The organism is Thalassospira sp., assembly GCF_030690045.1.
Taxonomy (GTDB): Bacteria; Pseudomonadota; Alphaproteobacteria; order Rhodospirillales; family Thalassospiraceae; genus Thalassospira.
The window spans coordinates 417,649-435,527 of record NZ_JAUYHK010000016.1 but is presented as its reverse complement, the minus strand read 5'-3'; the positions used below and the strand labels follow the sequence as shown (position 1 = coordinate 435,527).

Genomic DNA, 17,879 nt, shown 5'->3' with positions numbered 1-17,879 from the left:
GTCAGATGTCAGATTGACCATTTCAGGCCAAGTTCAATGGCGGTACGGTTATAATTTTCCGATGCGATATCGGAATTGCGGGTGGTGTGACGCAGGCGGGTGGTGATGCCGATATGGCGATCCAGACGGTAATCGGCGGAAAGTTGCGTATCAAAAACCCGGTCCTGCCGGGAAATCCCGCGATAGTCATCCAGACGGGCATCGCCATAAATGCCGATCACCAGATTGCGCAACAATTCATGATCAATGCCAAGGCGCAGATGGCTGCTGATATAGCCAGATGCGTCGCGGGTCGAGGTTTCGTTGATGTTGCGCGAAAATCGAGCGGAAAAGGTCGAAAGCCGGGTGACATGCCAATAAAGATTGGCGGTGGCGGCATAGCCGGAAATATCGGAGAATTGCGGGTCTTCGTAATTCTGACCCATCAGGCCAAAGGCGATATCGCCCATAATCACGCCGCCCAGATCAAGATCAATCCCGCCTTCACCACGCCATCCCGCTGAACTGCGATTGATGCCCTGATCATCAAAAGGCAGGTCATAAATGCGGCTGTTGGCGGCGATGCGGGCAAAGGCATCATATTCCGGGGTAATGGTATAACCGGTTTTCAGATCAAGGCGGTTTTCCAGCCGGTCGCGATCATCGTTATGGATGGTGCTGCCATCACTCCGAACACCATTGTCAAAATCATAACGGGTGGCATGGGCGGACAGATCGATCGACAGGACGGAAGGCTGATAGCGCAAGGTGCTTTCAAGTGATATTTGCCGGAACGGGGTCGGGGCGATGTTACCGCCGCTATCAGGATCGCTGCGATCTTCATGGCCAGAGATAAAAACTGTCGATATGCCCAGAGAAGATTGATCAACCCCGTCAAACCGCAGGCCGCCCTCAAGGGCATAATTTTCGACATTCTCGGAACTGTGGTCATGGAACTTTTTGATCTCGGCATCCGCCCCAAGATGCATGGCATGGCGCGACCATTGTGAACGAACATCAATTTTCGGGCTGGCAGTGGTGATCAGGTCGCTACGCGGTGCATCGGCCTGATAATAAATATTGGAATCCCAAGTTTCGCGCAGGGCGATGGATGGAAATACCACAAACGATCCGGGATGCAGGCCGTGGGCGTCATAGGCGGGTTGTGGCCGGTCACGCACAGTTTGCCCGGCAACAAATCGTTCATGGCCGGGGCGCGGTTCGTCTGCATTTGCTGCTTCCATACCCAAAATCACAAAAGGCAGGATTACCAACCCCGTCCATCGCCGGTCTGCTGCCATTGCTGTCCCCCATCTTGCCCCTTGAAATTTTTATGGGAAAGCAGGTGGGGTGGTCAATCTTTGCGTGTATTGTAATTTGTCATTTTCGCGAGCAGTGCAAAAAAACCCTGCGGATTGTGTCCGCAGGGCTTTGGGGATTTTCAGATTGTCGGGCTTCTCTTATGCCGGAATCTGCCATTTGCCATCGACCAGACGCGGAATGCCCAGCGGGTTGGCATTCTGCAAGGCAGGCGGCAACAGGGCATCCGGAAAGGCCTGATAGGATACCGGACGGATAAAGCGTTTGATCGCCAGCGACCCGACCGAAGTTGCGCGGGAATCGGTGCTGGCCGGATAAGGTCCGCCATGTACCATCGAGTGACAGACTTCAACACCGGTCGGCCAGCCATTGATCAGGATACGGCCCGCGCATTTTTCAAGCGCAGGACGCAATTTGGCTGCAAGGCCGGAATCGGCGTCATTAAGGTGAACCGTGGCGGTCAACTGGCCAATCAGGGTGCCAGACAGGGCGACCATCTGATCGGCACTGTCGCATTCAACGATAATCCCGGCCGGGCCAAACATTTCTTCGGCCAGTTCGGGATGGGCCAGCCAGTCGGCCGCCGAAACCCGGTAAATTGCAGGACTGCCTTCAAACGGGCCATCGGTGTCGCGGCGTTTCAGGGCGCAGGTTACCTTGCCATGTTTGCTCATGGCATCGGTGACATGGTGATACGCGCTTGATACCCGGTCGGTCAGCATCGGGGCACCGGCAACATCACCCAAAAGTTCGGCGGCGGTGGTCACAAACCGGTCCAGTGCATCACCCTTAAGCGCGATCAGCAGGCCGGGATTGGTGCAGAACTGACCAACGCCCATCGTCAGGGATCCGACCCAGCCCCGCGCGATGTCGGCGGCCTTTTCTGCCATGATTTCAGGCAACAGGAAGACCGGGTTGTTGCTGCCCAGTTCGCCATAAAACGGGATCGGTTCCGGACGGCTGACCGCAAGGTCAAACAGGGCGCGCCCGCCCCCGGTGGAGCCGGTAAAGCCGACAGCCTTGATCATCGGATGGGTGACAAGAGTTTGGCCGATGACACGCGATCCACCGTGAATCAGGCTGAATACGCCCGCAGGCATGCCAGTTTTGGTAATTGCCGCTGCAATGGCGCGGGCAACGATTTCCGAGGTGCCGGGATGGGCATCATGGGCTTTGAACACCACAGGGCAACCGGCAGCAAGGGCCGATGCGGTATCGCCACCGGCAACCGAGAAGGCCAGCGGAAAGTTGGAGGCACCAAACACACCAACCGGCCCCAGCGCCTTGTGCATCACCCGGATGTCGGGACGCGGCAGTGGTTGACGATCTGGCAGGGCGCTATCGATGCGGGCTTCAAGCCATGATCCTTCTTCGATCCAGTCGGCGAAAAAGCGCAACTGGCCGACCGTGCGACCGCGTTCGCCCTGAAGACGGGCGGCGGGCAAAGCAGTTTCAAGGGTGCCGATTTCGGTGATGGCATCGCCGCGGGCATCAATTTCATCGGCGATGGTGCGCAAAAAGGCGGCGCGACGGGCTGGCAGCAGGGATGCGAATTCTTCGGCACAGTCATGGGCGGCCTGAACGGCCTCATCGACCAGTTCCTTGGTGCCTTTTTGATAGGTCTGTGGCAATTTTTTGCCGGTTGCAGGATTGTCAGCCTGAAAAACATCCGGTCCGTTGCGCCATTCACCGGCAATCAAGTGCTGTCCGCTCAGCATGGAAACTCTCCTGTGGGTTGGTATTCCGGCCCGCGCCGGTCAAAACCGTTTTGCAAATTCTGCAATGATGGGGTCGCAGCTTAGGTAAACGACCGGGCGCTGTAAATCGTAATTGTATGACAAATAGTTGGTTGCCCCGAAAAAGCAACGCCTGACATCAAATTTCGCCCGAACTGTAAGGATTGGCATGTTACTTGTAAAGTCATCATACGAAAATGAGGGATTTCTACTGCTTTGTGACAGCTAGGGAGCCATTTCGTCACGATACAGCAGATTTTGAATATTGTATCCAAAATTACAGGAAGTCAAAGCCCGATTACCACAATCAGATTTGCTTAAGGGCCTGGTCGACTTCGGCCAGATGTTGGCGCATGGCCTGTTCGGCTTTTTGTGGATTGCGCTGTTCGATGGCATTGACGATGGCGCGATGTTGTTCGCTCAGATTATGGATCAGGTGGGTGGAATGGGTGCTTTCGCGCAGGCGGGCCCATGCGGTATCACGGCGTACGGCATTGACCGCCTCGAACACGGCCAGAAACAGGGTGTTGCGCACGCTTTCGGCCAGTTTCTGATGAAAGGCCGAATCCCATTTTTCATATTCGCCCTGTGTTTTGGCATTGGCAGCATTTTCGATCATGGTGCGCATGGTATCGATATCGGTCTGGGAGGCTCGCAGGGCGGCAAAGCGGGCCATCGCCGGTTCAATTTCCTGACGGACTTCCATGATTTCAAACGGACTGGTTTTGGTTGCCAGTCCTTCGAGTTTGCGCATACGCGGGGTTGGCGGGGTGCCGACAAAGGTGCCCTGTCCCTGCCGTCGCCAGACCATGCCTTCGGCTTCCAGCAAATCCAGTGCCTTGCGCAGGGCGCGACGCCCGACATTCAGATGCCCGGCAAGCGCACGTTCGGCGATGACTTGTCCGTTTTCGACGTATTCCCCGGCGGCAAAGCTGTTTTTGAGCCTGTCGGCCAATCCCTGTGTCACGATGTCATTCATGGCTGTTGTTTTTATCGCTGTTCTGGCCGCTATACCGGCTTTAGAAAATCAGATCATTGAACATACGTATAGAAGTGATGGCAAGAAACAACCCGAAACAGACACGCAAGGTTCGGCGTGGGATGGTATGGGCGATTTTTGCCCCGACCGGTGCAAAAATCACCGTCATTGGCGTCAGCAACAGGGCGGCTAGAAGATTGACATAGCCGAATGAAAAGGGCGGGCGGCCCTCGACCCCGATGCCGGTCAGGACATAACCAATAGTGCCTGGCAGGGCGATCAGCATGCCAATGGCGGCTGCTGTGCCGACGGCGCGGCGAATATCATAACCCAGAAAACTGAGGATCGGGACACAGATTGTTCCGCCGCCAATTCCCATCATTGCTGACAGGCCTCCGGCAATGACACCAAGCCCGGCCCAGACCGGACGTGACGGATTTTTGGTGACATCTGTGGTGCGATCCCGCGCCAGCACCATGTTGGCGGCGACCACAATGGCAACGACGGCAAACACCGCCGTCAGAACCCGCCCATCAGCAAAACCGCCAATTGCGGTGCCGATAATAACCCCGACAATAATCGACGGGCCCCATCGTTTGAGAAGGCCGACATCGACCGCGCCCTTTTTATAGTGACTGCGGGTCGACGAAATGGCGGTCGCGATGATCGTGGTCAGGGATGTGGCAACCGCGATCTGCATGCGCAGACTTTCATCAATCCCCATGACAGAAAGAAAGTGATAGAGGACTGGCACAATCACAATGCCGCCGCCCACGCCTAGCAACCCGGCCATGATGCCGCCAACAACCCCGGCAAGCAACATCGCACCACCCCATAAAAGATACAGGCTCATTGCGCCGTCAAATTCAATCATATCGAACCAATCCAAACCAATTTGAGTTTATGGTATTATTTGGTACTAACCCTGATTACGGGGATTGCGCAATTGTTTTGCACAGACAGGCCATAATTTTAGGGATTTTAGTGGAAATCATGATTTTTAGGTTGCGTTGCAGCATCAAGAATGCCAACAATATGACAACAAAAATTCAGAACCAAACAACAAATGGTTCGAAATTGATGCTGAATTACATATCAGGAGGCTGGCTTATGTTTCGTAAAATGGCGGTTGCTGTGGGTCTTGTGGTTGCTGCGGCAGCACTTCCGGTCCAGGCACAGGATTATCCCGAAAAATCGATTGAATTTATTGTGCCGTGGGGGCCGGGTGGTGGCAGTGACGCCTTGATGCGGATTGTGGCGCAGGGGCTTGCCGAGGAAACCGGGCAGGCGATTCCGGTGATCAATATGCCCGGTGTTGGGGGCAATGTCGGTTTGGCCGAATTCGCCAAGCGGGCAGCGGATGGTTATACTATTTCCCAGATCCATGAAGGATTGCTGGTGTCTAACAAGACCGGCATTACCGAGCTTAACTGGGACAGCTTTATTCCGGTCGCGCTGGTGGCGTCGTCGCCGCAATATCTGACGCTGTCAAAAAACGACAATTTCTCGACTTTTGAAGAACTGGTTACTTATGCCAAGGCAAATCCGGGCAAGGTCCGCGCCGGTGTGACACTGGCCGGGATTCCGCATTTGCATATGGCGATGATCGAAGAAGCCATGGGTCTTGAATTTTCCTATGTCGGCTATACCGATACGGGCGAACGTGTCCGGGCGCTTATTGGTGGCAATATAGATATTGCGATCGGGGATATTTCGTCGGCTGCACAGTTCGTGGAAAATGGCGACCTGATCTATGCGGCTGTTGGTACTGCTGAACGGACCGACGATGCACCCGATGTTCCGACACTGAAGGAACTGGGCATGGACGCCGAACTGATCATTACGCGCGGTGTCGTGCTTCCGGCCGGAACGCCACAGGAAACGGTTGATGCACTTGAGGGTTATATCGAAAAGGTTATGGCCCGCGAGGAAGTCATTCGCCTGATGGGCAATGCCGGTGCCGATGCCGTGTTTTACGGTCAGGATGCCTATCGCACCTACCTTGAGAAACTCGATGCAAGCGTGTCCAAACTTGTGGGCAAGCTGGAAGGATGACCGTCAATGTGACGGAGGCAGCAGCAGCGGATACAGGTGTATCTGCTGCTTCTCGCGCCCGGACTGAACTGGCGCGGCTGATTTCCTATGTCGTTTTGGGTACTGGATCGGCTTATCTGTCGTATCGGGCGGCCAGTTTGCCGACATCAAGGTGGGAACCTTTGGGCGCGGGATCGTTTCCCAAGCTGGTTTTTGCTGTTCTGGCGCTGCTGTGTCTGGCGGCTGCGGTACGAGCAGTGATTGATATTCACAGGGCGGGTGGTCTGCATCGGGTTGGGGCGGCATTTGGCAAATGGCTTTATATCCGCCGGATTTCCATCGCGCTGTTTGCGCTTTTGGTGGTTTATCTGGCCGTGATGCCAATTGTCGGATTTTCAGTGACGAGTTTTGTGTTTTTGCTGGCGTCGCAATTGATGATCGCTGGAATTTCCCGGCGCACAATCCTTCAATCCGTGGTGGCGGCCCTGATTTTTTCGGTTGGGCTGAACATGTTATTTGCCGGTGTTTTCAACGTGTTTTTGCCGCGCGGTATTTTGTTTGCCGGATAAGATGGCCGGTCACGGGCCGGGATAACGCAGAAAGTTCAACAGATGATGGATGCTTTTCTTGCCGGGGCGCATCAGGTATTTGCCTTTGATACCCTGACCTACATGCTGATCGGATCGGTCGCCGGGATTATTGCGGCCGCGATTCCCGGTTTTACGGTGACGATGGCGATCATCCTAACCTTGCCGCTGACCTTTGCGATGGAGCCGCTTCAGGGTGTTGCCGTCATGTTGTCGGTTTATGTTGGCGGTTATACCGGGGGATTAATCAGTGCGGCCCTTTTGGGTATTCCGGGCACACCCAGTTCGGTTGCCACTACCTTTGATGCCTTTCCGATGGCGCGCAATGGCGAACCGGGGCGCGCCTTGTCACTGGGCATCTGGGCGTCATTTTTTGGTACGGTGATTTCGACGATTGTCCTGATCGTTGCCGCTCCACCGCTGGCACTGATTGCGGTCAAGTTGGGCCCGTGGGAATATTTTTCGCTGATTGTTTTTGCTCTGACGGTTGTTGCCTCGCTGGTTGGCAATTCGCTGATGCGTGGTTTGATTGCCGGGGTGATCGGTCTTGGCATCGCGACCATCGGGCCGGACCCGATGATGGGGCGGTCACGCCTGACTTTTGACACCGATCTTTTGATGCCGGGCCTACCGTTCCTGATTGTGCTGATTGGCATTTTTGCGATCAGCCAGTTGCTGAGCGAAGTCGAAATCCACGGCAAGAAAACCAGCCATGCCCTGATTCCGAAAGTGATTGATTTCAAAACATGGCAGGTGATGCGCGAGGTTTTGATGGGGCCGGTCAATCTGATCCGGTCATCCATGATTGGCGTCTTTATTGGTGCGTTGCCCGGTGCGGGTGGGTCTATTGCCAATTTGCTGGCCTATGATCAGGCCAAACGCAGTTCCAAAACTCCGGAAAAATTTGGGCAAGGGTCGCCTGATGGTGTGGTTGCTTCCGAGGCAGGCAATTCCGCCACGGCGGGCGGTGGTTTGATCCCGATGATTGCGCTGGGTATTCCGGGATCGGCGGTTGATGCGATTTTGATGGCATCCCTGATGGTGCATGGCATTTCGGTCGGCCCGCGTCTGATTATGGATAATGCCGATCTGGTCTATGGCATGTTCATTGCCATGATTGTGTCCAGTCTGATGATGCTGGTCGTGTGTGTTGCCTCGATGCGCCTGTTTTTGCGTGTCACCGACATTCCCAAACAGTTCATTGTGCCAACTGTGATTGTTTGCTGTGTGATCGGGGCGTTTGCGCTGAATAACCGGATGTCCGATCTGTATCTTTTGGGAATTATCGGACTGGTGGGTTATGGCCTGAAAAGCCTTGATTATCCGCTAGCGCCATTGGTGCTGGGGGTTATTTTGGGACCGATTGCCGAAACCAATCTGCGTCGCGCATTGATGAGTGATGCAGATTGGACGACCTTTTTCACCCGTCCAATTTCGGCGGTGTTGCTGATCGCAGCTGTGATTTCAGTAGTGTTCAGTGTGCGGTCGATCCTGAAGATTCGCAAGACGGCACGGGAAACGAATGTTGCCAGTGACTGATCGATATGCAGGAAGGAAATCCTAATGAAATTACGTCACGACGCTCTTTATGCGGCGCGCCGTTCGCCGGTTTTGGCCCGGAATATTGTTTCAACTTCGCAACCGTTGGCGGCGCAGGCCGGGGTGAGGATGTTGCTGAGCGGCGGCAATGCTGCTGATGCGGCCCTTGCCGCTGCCATCGCCCTGACGGTTGTGGAGCCGACCGGCAATGGTCTGGGATCGGATGCCTATGCGATTATTTGGGATGGTGCAGAATTGCACGGTCTGAATGCGTCAGGCCGTGCGCCTGGTGCATGGTCGCCCGAACGGTTTGCCGGGCGTGATGTCATGCCGCAACGCGGCTGGGAATCGGTTACGGTTCCCGGTGCGGTATCGTCATGGCGGGCGATTTCGGAAAAATTTGGAAAATTGCCGTTTGAAAAGCTGTTTGAACCGGCGATCGAGTATGCCACGCGGGGCTTTGCCGTTTCGCCGATCATTGCGACATTATGGCAAAAGGGCGGGGATGTTCTGGGTCAGCAACCCGGTTTCGCCGAGGCGTTTCTGCCCGGTGGAAAGGCACCCAAGGCGGGAGATCTTTTCGTTAATCGTGCGATTGCCGATAGTCTGATTGATATTGCCGAGACCAAAGGCGACAGTTTTTATCGCGGAAGGTTGGCGGGGAAAATTGCCGATTTTGCGCATAAACATGGGGCGGCCCTGTGCGAGGATGACCTTGCAGCGCACAGTGTTGACTGGTGCGGGACCATCCACACGACCTTTGGTGATATTGCCTTGCATGAAATTCCGCCAAACGGACAGGGAATTTCGGCGCTGATTGCGTTGGGCATTTTGCGTCATTGCCGGATTGACCGGTTCGAGCCGGACAGTGCAAAAGCCCTGCATCTGGAAATCGAGGCGATGAAGCTGGCCTTTGCCGATATGCGGGCCTATGTCGCCGATCTGGATCATATGCGCGATGTAACGGTCAAACATCTGTTGTCCGATGATTATCTGGCATCGCGGGCCAAGCTGATCCGGGAAGATTTGGCGCAGGATTTCAAGGCAGGTGCCCCTAAACATGGCGGCACAGTCTATGTTACCACCGCAGATGAAAGCGGCATGATGGTGTCGTTTATTCAGTCGAACTATATGGGTTTCGGATCAGGTGTGGTGGTGCCGGGTACCTGTATCAGCCTGCAAAACCGTGGTTTCGGGTTCAGTCTGGAAGAGGGGCATCCCAATCAGGTGGCAGGTGGCAAGCGCCCGTTCCAGACCATTATCCCCGGGTTTATCATGGGCAAGGATGGCAAGCCGGTGATGAGTTTTGGCGTGATGGGCGGGCCAATGCAGTCTCAAGGGCATTTGCAAATGACCCTTCGTACCCAATTATGGAAGCAGGACCCGCAAACGGCGGCGGATGCACCGCGCTGGCAGGCACTTTCCGGGCTGGAAGTGGCGGTGGAATCAAGTGTTGGTGACGAGGTGATTGCGGCGCTGAAGGCCAAGGGTCATGCCATTGCGGTTGAAACCCCGGATTCCACCAATTTCGGATTTGGTGGAGCGCAACTGATTGCCAGAACGCAGGCCGGTTATGTCGCCGGGTCGGACCCGCGCAAGGATGGCTGTGCCATCGGATATTGAGTGTCTTCCTGATCCTTGCAAAAGGCTGGTTGCCGTTTGGCGGTAACCAGCCTTTTTTTATCAGCCTGCCGCCTTGTCGGGATGGCGGCCAAAGATGCGGGCGAAATCGGTTTTGCCGGGTTTGCGGTGGTCAAGCTGAAGGCGGTCGCGAATGGCGTCCAGATGTCGGGCCATGCAGGCGGCAGCCGCATCGGGGTCGCCGCCGGTCAGGGCGGCCAGCAGGGCGTCATGTTCGTCATGGGAACAATCAGGCGGCAACGGGCTTTCATACATCGCAATGATCAGGGAACTGCGTAAAATCAGGCGTTCAAGAAATTCCTCGATCACCAGGTTTCCGGCCAGACGTGCCAGCAACAGGTGAAATTCCCCCGACAGGATGATGCGGGCGCGATGGTCGCCATCGTGCTGGGCCTGATGTTCGGCGGCAAGATGATCGCGGATCTGGGTGGCGCGATCCGGCGTCATATGGGTGGTGACCTTGCGCACTACGCCATCTTCGATCATGCGCCGGGCGGAAAAAACCTCAATGGCCTCATTAATGCCCGGTTCGGCGATAAAGGCCCCGCGATTGGGCACCAGATTGATCAGCTTGTCATGGGCCAGTTGCAAAAAGGCTGACCGGATGCGGGCCCGGCTGACGCCAAAGGTTTTGGCAAGGTCTTCTTCCACCAGTTTCATGCCCGGTTCCAGACGGCGGTCCAGAATCGCGCCGAGCATTTCCCGATAAATCTGTTCTTCGGGGCGCAGCTTGCCGCTGCCGGTATAGCGGGCGGGCTCGGCGGGATGGGCCATCACGGCGCGTCTTTCCTGATGAAGTGACAAAGGTAATTATAAGTTTCTACAAAATTGTTGACGATTCGCAAACCAAAAAACGACCGGCAAGATTTGGGGATTTGTTGGTGAAATTGATCAAAAAACAAACAAATTATAAAAATGCCTAATTAGTGAACATTAAATGGACAGAATTCGGGCAATTTTAAGAGCGATAGATCGGTCGCACTCACCTATAACGTTGGTTTTGGCCGAAATATAGAACTGGCACACTGTTTGCCTATATGTTGCCAGTAGATTGTTGACAATTTTGTGTGCAGTATCAGGCGGGCAGATGACAGGCAACGGCGCCATTGAACTGATCGCGGTCAGTAAACATTATGACAACACCATCGCAGTCAAGTCGATCAACCTTAAAATTCCGGCGGGGGCTTATTGTTGCCTGATTGGCCCGTCGGGCTGTGGCAAGACGACAACCCTGCGGATGATCGCCGGTCACGAAGTGATCAGCGAGGGGGACCTTCTGATTGGCGATCGTAATGTAACAGAACTGCCGCCGGTCAAACGTGGTACGGCGATGATGTTCCAGAATTATGCGTTGTTTCCGCATATGACCTGTCTGGAAAATGTCGGGTTCGGTTTGAAAATGCAGGGTATCGCACCGGCCGAGCGGATGGAACGGGCCCGCGATATGTTGGCCCGTGTGCAGATGGAAAGCTTTGCCGACCGCAAACCGGCCCAGCTTTCGGGCGGGCAGCAGCAACGCATTGCCCTTGCGCGCGCTTTGATCACCCGGCCATCGGTTTTACTGCTGGATGAACCCCTGTCCGCCCTTGATCCGTTTTTACGGGCCCGGATGCGTGATGAATTGCGCCGCCTGCAACAGGAACTGGGCATTACTTTTGTCCATGTCACCCACGCCCAGGACGAGGCATTGGCCCTGTCGGATATGGTGGTGGTGATGGAAGACGGCGTCATTCGCCAGCAAGGCAGCCCGGAAGAAATTTTCAACCGTCCCCGGTCACGCTTTATCGCCAATTTCATGGGCGGACAGAACATTTTCAAGGGTGTGGTCGGCCACAGTGATGCCCAATCGATCATGGTCACACGCGGACCGGACAGTTTCATTCTGCCTGCTCATGCCGGAACACAAACCGGCAGCGAGATTGAATTTACTATTCGCACCGATCTGATCGGTCTGGCGGACGCCGTACCGCCGGGGTCTGAAAATGCGGCGATCCCTGTCGAAATTACGACGGTGGAATATCTGGGGCTGAGCGTTCGCATTGTCGCGACGACGACGGACGGCAAGGACATCACGCTGATGAAGACCGAAAGCGAATTTCGGCAGGCACCGGTGCGCCGGAAGGAAAAGTTCATCGCCTACTGGAAACCGGAACACGCACACGTTCTGGCCTGAAAATATAAATCAAACAGGAGAGCTTCACATGACGACGGAAAATACCAAACCAGCCAAAACGGCCCTGATCGACAAGGATGTGACACGTCGCGGATTTGTCAAAGGGGCGGCGGCCACCGCCGGGGTTGCCATCGGATCGGGTGCGATCACCGGGTTTCCGACCATCTGGGCACAGAATATCAAGGACGTAACCCTGCGCCAGTTCGGCACCGGTGTTTCCAACATCAATGCGGTTGCCGACAAGGTGAAGGAAGATCTGGGCTTTACCCTGCAAATGACCGCCCTTGATTCCGATGCGGTTGCCCAGCGTGCCGTGACCCAGCCCAATTCTTTCGACATTGCCGATATCGAATACTGGATTTGCAAAAAAGTCTTCCCGTCTGGCACCTTGCAGCCGATGGATACGACGAAACTGTCGAATTACGACAAGATTACCCCGATTTTCATCAATGGCAAGCTGACCCCGGAATCCGTCATCGCCCAGGGCACGGCCCCGCATACGGTCGGCTTTGTTGAAAGTGCGGACAGTGTTGAATTTGCCGCCGAGCCGACGCAATGGATGACCCTGATACCGACGATTTACAATGCCGATACCTTGGGTATTCGCCCGGATCTGATCGGTCGTCCGATTTCAAGCTGGACCGAATTGCTGAACCCGGAATTCAAGGGCAAGGCATCAATCCTGAACATCCCGTCGATTGGCATCATGGATGCGGCAATGGTGTGTGAAGCAATGGGTGAAATCACCTATGGCGACAAGGGCAACATGACGGTCGAGGAAATCGACAAGACCATGGCAATCATGATCGAAGCCAAACAGGCCGGACAGTTCCGCGCCTTCTGGAAAAGCTTTGATGAATCCGTGAATTTGATGGCATCGGGCGAAGTCGTGATTCAGTCGATGTGGTCCCCGGCGGTTGCCGCTGTGCGGTCAAAGGGTATTGATTGTATTTACCAGCCGCTGAAAGAAGGCTCGCGTGCCTGGGGTGGCGGCATTGGTCTTGCCAAACATCTGTCGGGTCTCGAACTGGATGCGGCCTATGAATATATCGACTGGTATCTGTCGGGTTGGGTCGGGGCCTATCTGAACCGTCAGGGCTATTACAGTGCAGCACCGTCGACGGCGAAAAACTTTATGTCCGAAGATGAATGGGGTTTCTGGATGGAAGGCAAACCCGCCCAGGGCGATATCCTGAGCCCGGATGGCAATATTATGGAAAAGGCCGGTGCGGTGCGCGATGGCGGTTCGTTTGAAGCGCGCATGGGCAGTGTTGCCTGCTGGAACTCGGTGATGGATGAAAACCGTCACATGGTCCGCAAATGGAATGAATTCATCGCTGCCTGAGGGCGATAATGATCTGAGACACGCGGGGCGCATCCCGGTTTACCGATTTTCGGGATGCGCCTTTCTTTTCTGAATTTACGTTCCTGACGTGACGGACGGGATACAATGGCAGCAACAGAATCCAAACGATCATCCTATTTTATGATCACGCCGATGGCGCTGGTTTTTACCGTCTTTCTGGTGGTGCCGTTGCTGACCATTATTGTTGTCAGTTTCTGGGATTATGACGAATACCGGATTTTACCGGATTTTATTTTTGAAAATTACCGTTACCTGCTGGGATCGCCGGTGACGTGGAAAATTTATCTCAACACTTTTAAATACGCCGCTTTGACGTGGCTTTTCACATTGTTGATTGGGTTTACGGTTGCCTATTTTCTGGCGTTTCATATCCGCAGCCTGACCTGGCAGATTGTGCTGTTTATGGTCTGCACCATTCCCTTCTGGACCTCGAACATCATTCGCATGATTTCATGGATTCCGTTTTTGGGTCGCAATGGCTTGCTCAATCAGGCCCTGATGGGCATGGGACTGACAGATGCGCCACTGGAATTTCTGCTGTTTTCCGATTTTGCCGTCATTCTGGCCGATGTGCATCTTTACACCCTGTTTATGGTGGTGCCGATTTTCAATTCGATGATGCGCATTGACCGCGCCCTGATTGAGGCGGCGCGCGATGCGGGGGCCGGGGCATGGAACACCTTGCGTCATGTTGTCATTCCGTTGTCCAAACCCGGTATTGCGATTGGATCAATTTTTGTCATTACGGTGGTGATGGGCGATTTCATCACGGTGCGCCTGATGAGTGGCGGACAAAGTGCGTCGGTCGGCTTGCAGATTTCCAATGAAATCGGTCTTTTGCAATATCCGGCGGCGGCGGCCAGTGCGGTGGTGCTGTTATTGACGGTGTTGTTGATCGTTGCAGCCCTGTTGCGGCTGGTTGATATCCGCAAGGAGTTGTGAAATGGCGATAAACCGCGAAAAACGCCCACTATCTTTTTATTTTCTTGCCGCTTTTTTTGCGCTGTTCGTGCTGTTTTTATATGGGCCGATGCTGACGATTTTTATTTTGTCGTTTCAGGGGCCGCGCGGGGGACTGACCTTTCCGATGAACGGATTTTCGGTCCACTGGTTTGGCAATCTGTTTGAGCAGCAGGCGGTGGGGGATTTTGGCGGATCGTTTCTGCGGTCATTGAAACTGGGCCTGATTGTCATGGTTGTGACCGTGGTGGTGTCGTTTATGGCGGGGCTGGCGTTTCGGCGGCGGTTTTACGGTGACAGCATTGTGTTTTATCTGGCGATTGCCAGCTTGATTGTACCGTCGATCCTGATTTCGTTGGGGATTGGTTTGCTGTTTAACATCGTCCAGATTCAGCCCAACTGGTTTACCTCCGCCCTTGGTGCACATCTGACATGGACGTTTCCGTTCGGGCTTTTGATCATGTTTGCGGTGTTTAACCGGTTTGACCGGTCCTATGAAGAAGCGGCACGTGATCTGGGCGCATCGCCGTGGCAGACCATACAATACGTGGTGTTGCCGATGGTTGCACCCAGTCTGATCGGGGTGGCGATGTTTTCCTTTACCCTGTCTTATGACGAGTTCGCCCGGACATTGATGACGGCCGGGGCGCTTAATACCTTGCCGCTGGAAATATATGGCATGACGACCAATGTGACGACGCCGGTTTTATATGCGCTAGGCACGGTGACGACCGGATTTTCCTTTGTGGTGATTGCGGTTGCTCTTGGCACCCTTGTCATCTTGCGCCGCCGGGGGGCGAAATGATGCGCAGGATTGCCGTGATCAACCCAAATATGTCGGTGGCCTTCACCGACAAAATCCGCGATCAGGCCGACAAAATTGCCTTTGCCGGAACCGAGATTGTCACCCTTAACCCGTCCTTTGGCCCGGCCAGTATTGAGGGATATTACGATGCCGCCTTTGCCAGTGTCGGTTTGCTGGCCGCGATGCGAGACATCGCGCCCCAAGGTATTGATGGATATGTGGTGGCCTGTTTTGACGATACCGGGGTGGATGCCGCACGGTGTCTGAGCCCGGTTCCGGTGATCGGCCTGTGCGAGGCGGCGTTGCGTTTTGCCGCCATGATTTCCGGGCGATATGCGATTGTCACACCAATGCCGGTGTCGGTGCGGCCCTTGCAGCATCTGGTGCACAAATATGGTGCAGATCGTGATTGCGTTGTGCGGGCGGCGGGGGTGCGGACCCTTGATTTTGAAAATGAAAATGCCGCGGTGGCTTATCAGGCGCTGGAACGCACCGCCCGGCAATGTCTTGCCGATGACGGGGCAGAGGCAATTGTTCTGGGTTGTGCCGGGATGACCGATATTGCCGACCGGTTGGCCGATGATCTGGGCGTGCCGGTCATTGACGGGGTGTCGGCGGCGATCAAGATGATCGAGGCTATGGCGGCACTGGGCCTGAAAACCAGTAAACACAGCAGTTATGCCCATCCGCCCGCCAAGAAATATGACGGCATTTTCGCAGAATTTGCCGTGCAGTCTGCATAGAAAGGCGCATTGCGCCGTCCGAAATGACGGCAGATTGCGATTTTATTTTTGCTTCGCACAATATTTGCAATCAAAATCCTTTTGCCTGTGCAAAAATGCTGCTTTCCAAGGACATAAACAGGGATTAAATCCATTCGGATAGCATGACGATGCGTCGCATGCGGTTGCATTGTGCGATACTGTCACAATGCTGCCGTGATCCATCGGCAAAAGCCCCTTTATGTCAAGCAAAGCATCTGGCGAGAAGAACATGCGTTTTTACCAACGGGTTGGCCTTAACGGGCTTTGGACGGGCATGATGATGTGCGCCGTTATGGCAGGCGGATGGACGATTGATCCCGCCCCGGCCAGAGCCGAAGACCAGCCAGCCCCGCCGGTAACAGAGCCAGCGACCCCTGTTGCAGAAGCCGTTGCGGCAGAAGAACCCGACGAAGATCAATCTGCGCCGGTTGCAGAACAATCGCCTGCCGCCGATGTGCAGGCGGACCCCGAATCTGCGGCAGACTCGGATGTCCCGGCAGAACCCGAAGCGGAAATTGTACCCGAAGTCATGGCACCCGAGCCTTTCAGTCCGGAGTTGGTGATCGAACGGGCGCGTATTCTTGCCGAAAAGCCTTTTGAAAATCCGCGGCGCGATCTGCCTGCGGCATTGAGTGACCTGAATGCCACGCAATATGGCAAAATCAAATTCCGCCCCGATCAGGCCTTTTTTAGCGGATCACCATCCGGGTTCGAGATGGAATTGCTGCATCCCGGCTATATGTATGATGTGCCGGTGGCCATCAACCTGATCGAAAAGGGCACGATCCGCCCGGTTCCCTATTCCGCCGGATTTTTTGATTTTGGAGACAGTGGCGTATCAGGTGATACGACCGGGGTGACCGGCTATGCCGGGTTGCGGTTGCGCTACCCGTTAAATGACATCAATCGCAAACAGGAATTTGCCGCCTTTTTGGGGGCGACCTATTTTCGGGTTTTGGGTCGGAACCAGCAATATGGGCAATCCACACGCGGGCTGGTGATCGATATTGCAGGACCGGGCGGCGAGGAATTTCCGGTATTTCGCGAATTCTGGATCGAAGAACCGACGGATCAATCTGGCACCCTCATTGTGCATGCGCTGCTGGATAGTGCCCGTGTGACCGGGGCCTATCAATTTGCCATCACACCGGGCACGAAAACCGTGACGGCAGTACAAGGCAAATTGTTTTTCCGCGAACAGGTGGAAAAGATCGGTCTGGCCGCACTGAGCAGCATGTTCCTGCATGGCGAACAGAAACGTCGCGATTTTGACGATTATCGCGACGAAGTTCATAACAGCGACGGGCTTTTGATCCATAACGGATCGGGCGAATGGCTGTGGCGACCGCTTGAAAATCCGCAAGATTTGCAAATCAGTTCGTTTCTGGATCAAAGCCCGCGCGGGTTTGGCCTGTTGCAGCGCGACCGCGATTTTGACCATTATCAGGATCTGGATGCCCGGTTTGAAAAACGCCCCGGCTATTGGGTCAAGCCTGTTGGGGATTGGGGCAAGGGCCATGTCGAATTGATCGAAATTCCGTCGCCCGATGAAACCAATGACAATATTGTGGCTTTCTGGGTGCCCGACAACCGCCCCGATGCGGGCAGTTCAATGGAATTTTCCTATGAACTGAGCGCGATTACAGATGGCAATGATCGTCATCCCTTTGCCCGTGCGACAGATACGCGCATTACACCGGCACCGGCCATTGATGGCAATGTTGGGCGGCGTTTTATTGTGAATTTTGCCGGGGGGGAACTGGATTATTACCTGTCGGATATTGGTAATCTCAAGGCCAATATCGGTGCGCTGAACGCCGATGTCAGCAATGTCCGCATCATTGCCGATCCCAAAAATGGCGGCATTCGGGTGATGTTTGATCTGGTGGCACGGGGCAATGCTACGACCTCGGACCTCCGGGCTTTTATCAGCTATCGTGACCGGGTCTTGAGCGAAATCTGGACAATGCCGTGGGTATTCTGAAACGGATGAGCC

General features: G+C 54.7%; 15 protein-coding genes. 10 read left to right on the top strand and 5 right to left on the bottom strand.

Annotation, left to right across the window (positions count from 1 at the left end):
* Positions 1–8: 8 nt before the first annotated feature.
* The 4 genes from Q8O73_RS13560 to Q8O73_RS13545 form a co-directional block, all read right to left on the bottom strand.
* Complete coding sequence (locus Q8O73_RS13560) at positions 9–1,280, bottom strand: outer membrane beta-barrel protein (protein ID WP_305558698.1); 1,272 nt, start codon at positions 1,278–1,280, stop codon at positions 9–11.
* 159 nt (positions 1,281–1,439) lie between these two features.
* Positions 1,440–3,017, bottom strand: coding sequence for an aldehyde dehydrogenase (NADP(+)) (locus tag Q8O73_RS13555; protein WP_305558697.1), 1,578 nt, complete (start codon positions 3,015–3,017; stop codon positions 1,440–1,442).
* Positions 3,018–3,342: 325 nt separating this feature from the next.
* Positions 3,343–4,014 (bottom strand): FadR/GntR family transcriptional regulator, encoded by a 672-nt coding sequence (locus tag Q8O73_RS13550; RefSeq protein WP_305558696.1) that lies wholly within the window; start codon positions 4,012–4,014, stop codon positions 3,343–3,345.
* Between the two features lie 40 nt (positions 4,015–4,054).
* On the bottom strand, positions 4,055–4,888 hold the full coding sequence (locus Q8O73_RS13545) for a sulfite exporter TauE/SafE family protein (protein ID WP_305558695.1): 834 nt from the start codon (positions 4,886–4,888) through the stop codon (positions 4,055–4,057).
* A 236-nt stretch (positions 4,889–5,124) separates the two neighbouring features.
* Between Q8O73_RS13545 and Q8O73_RS13540 the strand changes: the two genes are divergently transcribed.
* From Q8O73_RS13540 to Q8O73_RS13525, 4 genes are read left to right on the top strand one after another with little or no spacing between them, the layout of a single operon-like run.
* A complete protein-coding gene (locus Q8O73_RS13540) occupies positions 5,125–6,069 on the top strand; it encodes a tripartite tricarboxylate transporter substrate binding protein (RefSeq protein WP_305558694.1) in 945 nt (314 codons plus the stop codon).
* Positions 6,066–6,617 carry a tripartite tricarboxylate transporter TctB family protein gene (locus Q8O73_RS13535; protein WP_305558693.1) on the top strand — a complete coding sequence of 184 codons (552 nt, stop codon included), beginning with the start codon at positions 6,066–6,068 and terminating at the stop codon, positions 6,615–6,617. Before Q8O73_RS13540 ends, Q8O73_RS13535 begins: the two co-directional genes overlap by 4 nt.
* 42 nt (positions 6,618–6,659) lie before the next feature.
* Positions 6,660–8,174: a tripartite tricarboxylate transporter permease gene (locus Q8O73_RS13530; protein WP_305558692.1), complete on the top strand. Its 1,515-nt coding sequence runs from the start codon at positions 6,660–6,662 to the stop codon at positions 8,172–8,174.
* A gap of 24 nt (positions 8,175–8,198) precedes the next feature.
* The gene (locus tag Q8O73_RS13525; RefSeq protein ID WP_305558691.1) at positions 8,199–9,797 is read left to right on the top strand and encodes a gamma-glutamyltransferase family protein; all 1,599 of its coding nucleotides are present in this window, start codon (positions 8,199–8,201) and stop codon (positions 9,795–9,797) included.
* A 60-nt stretch (positions 9,798–9,857) separates the two neighbouring features.
* On the opposite strand, the gene Q8O73_RS13520 is transcribed toward Q8O73_RS13525, so the two are convergent.
* Positions 9,858–10,589: a GntR family transcriptional regulator gene (locus Q8O73_RS13520; RefSeq protein ID WP_305558993.1), complete on the bottom strand. Its 732-nt coding sequence runs from the start codon at positions 10,587–10,589 to the stop codon at positions 9,858–9,860.
* A 313-nt stretch (positions 10,590–10,902) separates the two neighbouring features.
* On the opposite strand from Q8O73_RS13520, the gene Q8O73_RS13515 reads away from it, so the two are divergent.
* The 6 genes from Q8O73_RS13515 (at position 10,903) to Q8O73_RS13490 (ending at position 17,867) form a co-directional block, all read left to right on the top strand.
* Complete coding sequence (locus Q8O73_RS13515; RefSeq protein WP_305558690.1) at positions 10,903–11,988, top strand: ABC transporter ATP-binding protein; 1,086 nt, start codon at positions 10,903–10,905, stop codon at positions 11,986–11,988.
* 28 nt (positions 11,989–12,016) lie between these two features.
* A complete protein-coding gene (locus Q8O73_RS13510; protein ID WP_305558689.1) occupies positions 12,017–13,333 on the top strand; it encodes a PotD/PotF family extracellular solute-binding protein in 1,317 nt (438 codons plus the stop codon).
* Positions 13,334–13,438: 105 nt separating this feature from the next.
* Positions 13,439–14,296, top strand: a complete 858-nt coding sequence (locus tag Q8O73_RS13505) for an ABC transporter permease (protein ID WP_305558688.1) — start codon at positions 13,439–13,441, stop codon at positions 14,294–14,296.
* A 1-nt stretch (position 14,297) separates the two neighbouring features.
* Positions 14,298–15,119 (top strand): ABC transporter permease, encoded by an 822-nt coding sequence (locus tag Q8O73_RS13500; RefSeq protein WP_305558687.1) that lies wholly within the window; start codon positions 14,298–14,300, stop codon positions 15,117–15,119.
* The gene (locus tag Q8O73_RS13495; protein WP_305558686.1) at positions 15,116–15,862 is read left to right on the top strand and encodes an aspartate/glutamate racemase family protein; all 747 of its coding nucleotides are present in this window, start codon (positions 15,116–15,118) and stop codon (positions 15,860–15,862) included. Before Q8O73_RS13500 ends, Q8O73_RS13495 begins: the two co-directional genes overlap by 4 nt.
* 250 nt (positions 15,863–16,112) lie before the next feature.
* Entirely contained in the window at positions 16,113–17,867 is a 1,755-nt protein-coding gene (locus tag Q8O73_RS13490; RefSeq protein WP_305558685.1) for a glucan biosynthesis protein, read from the top strand.
* Positions 17,868–17,879 lie beyond the last annotated feature (12 nt).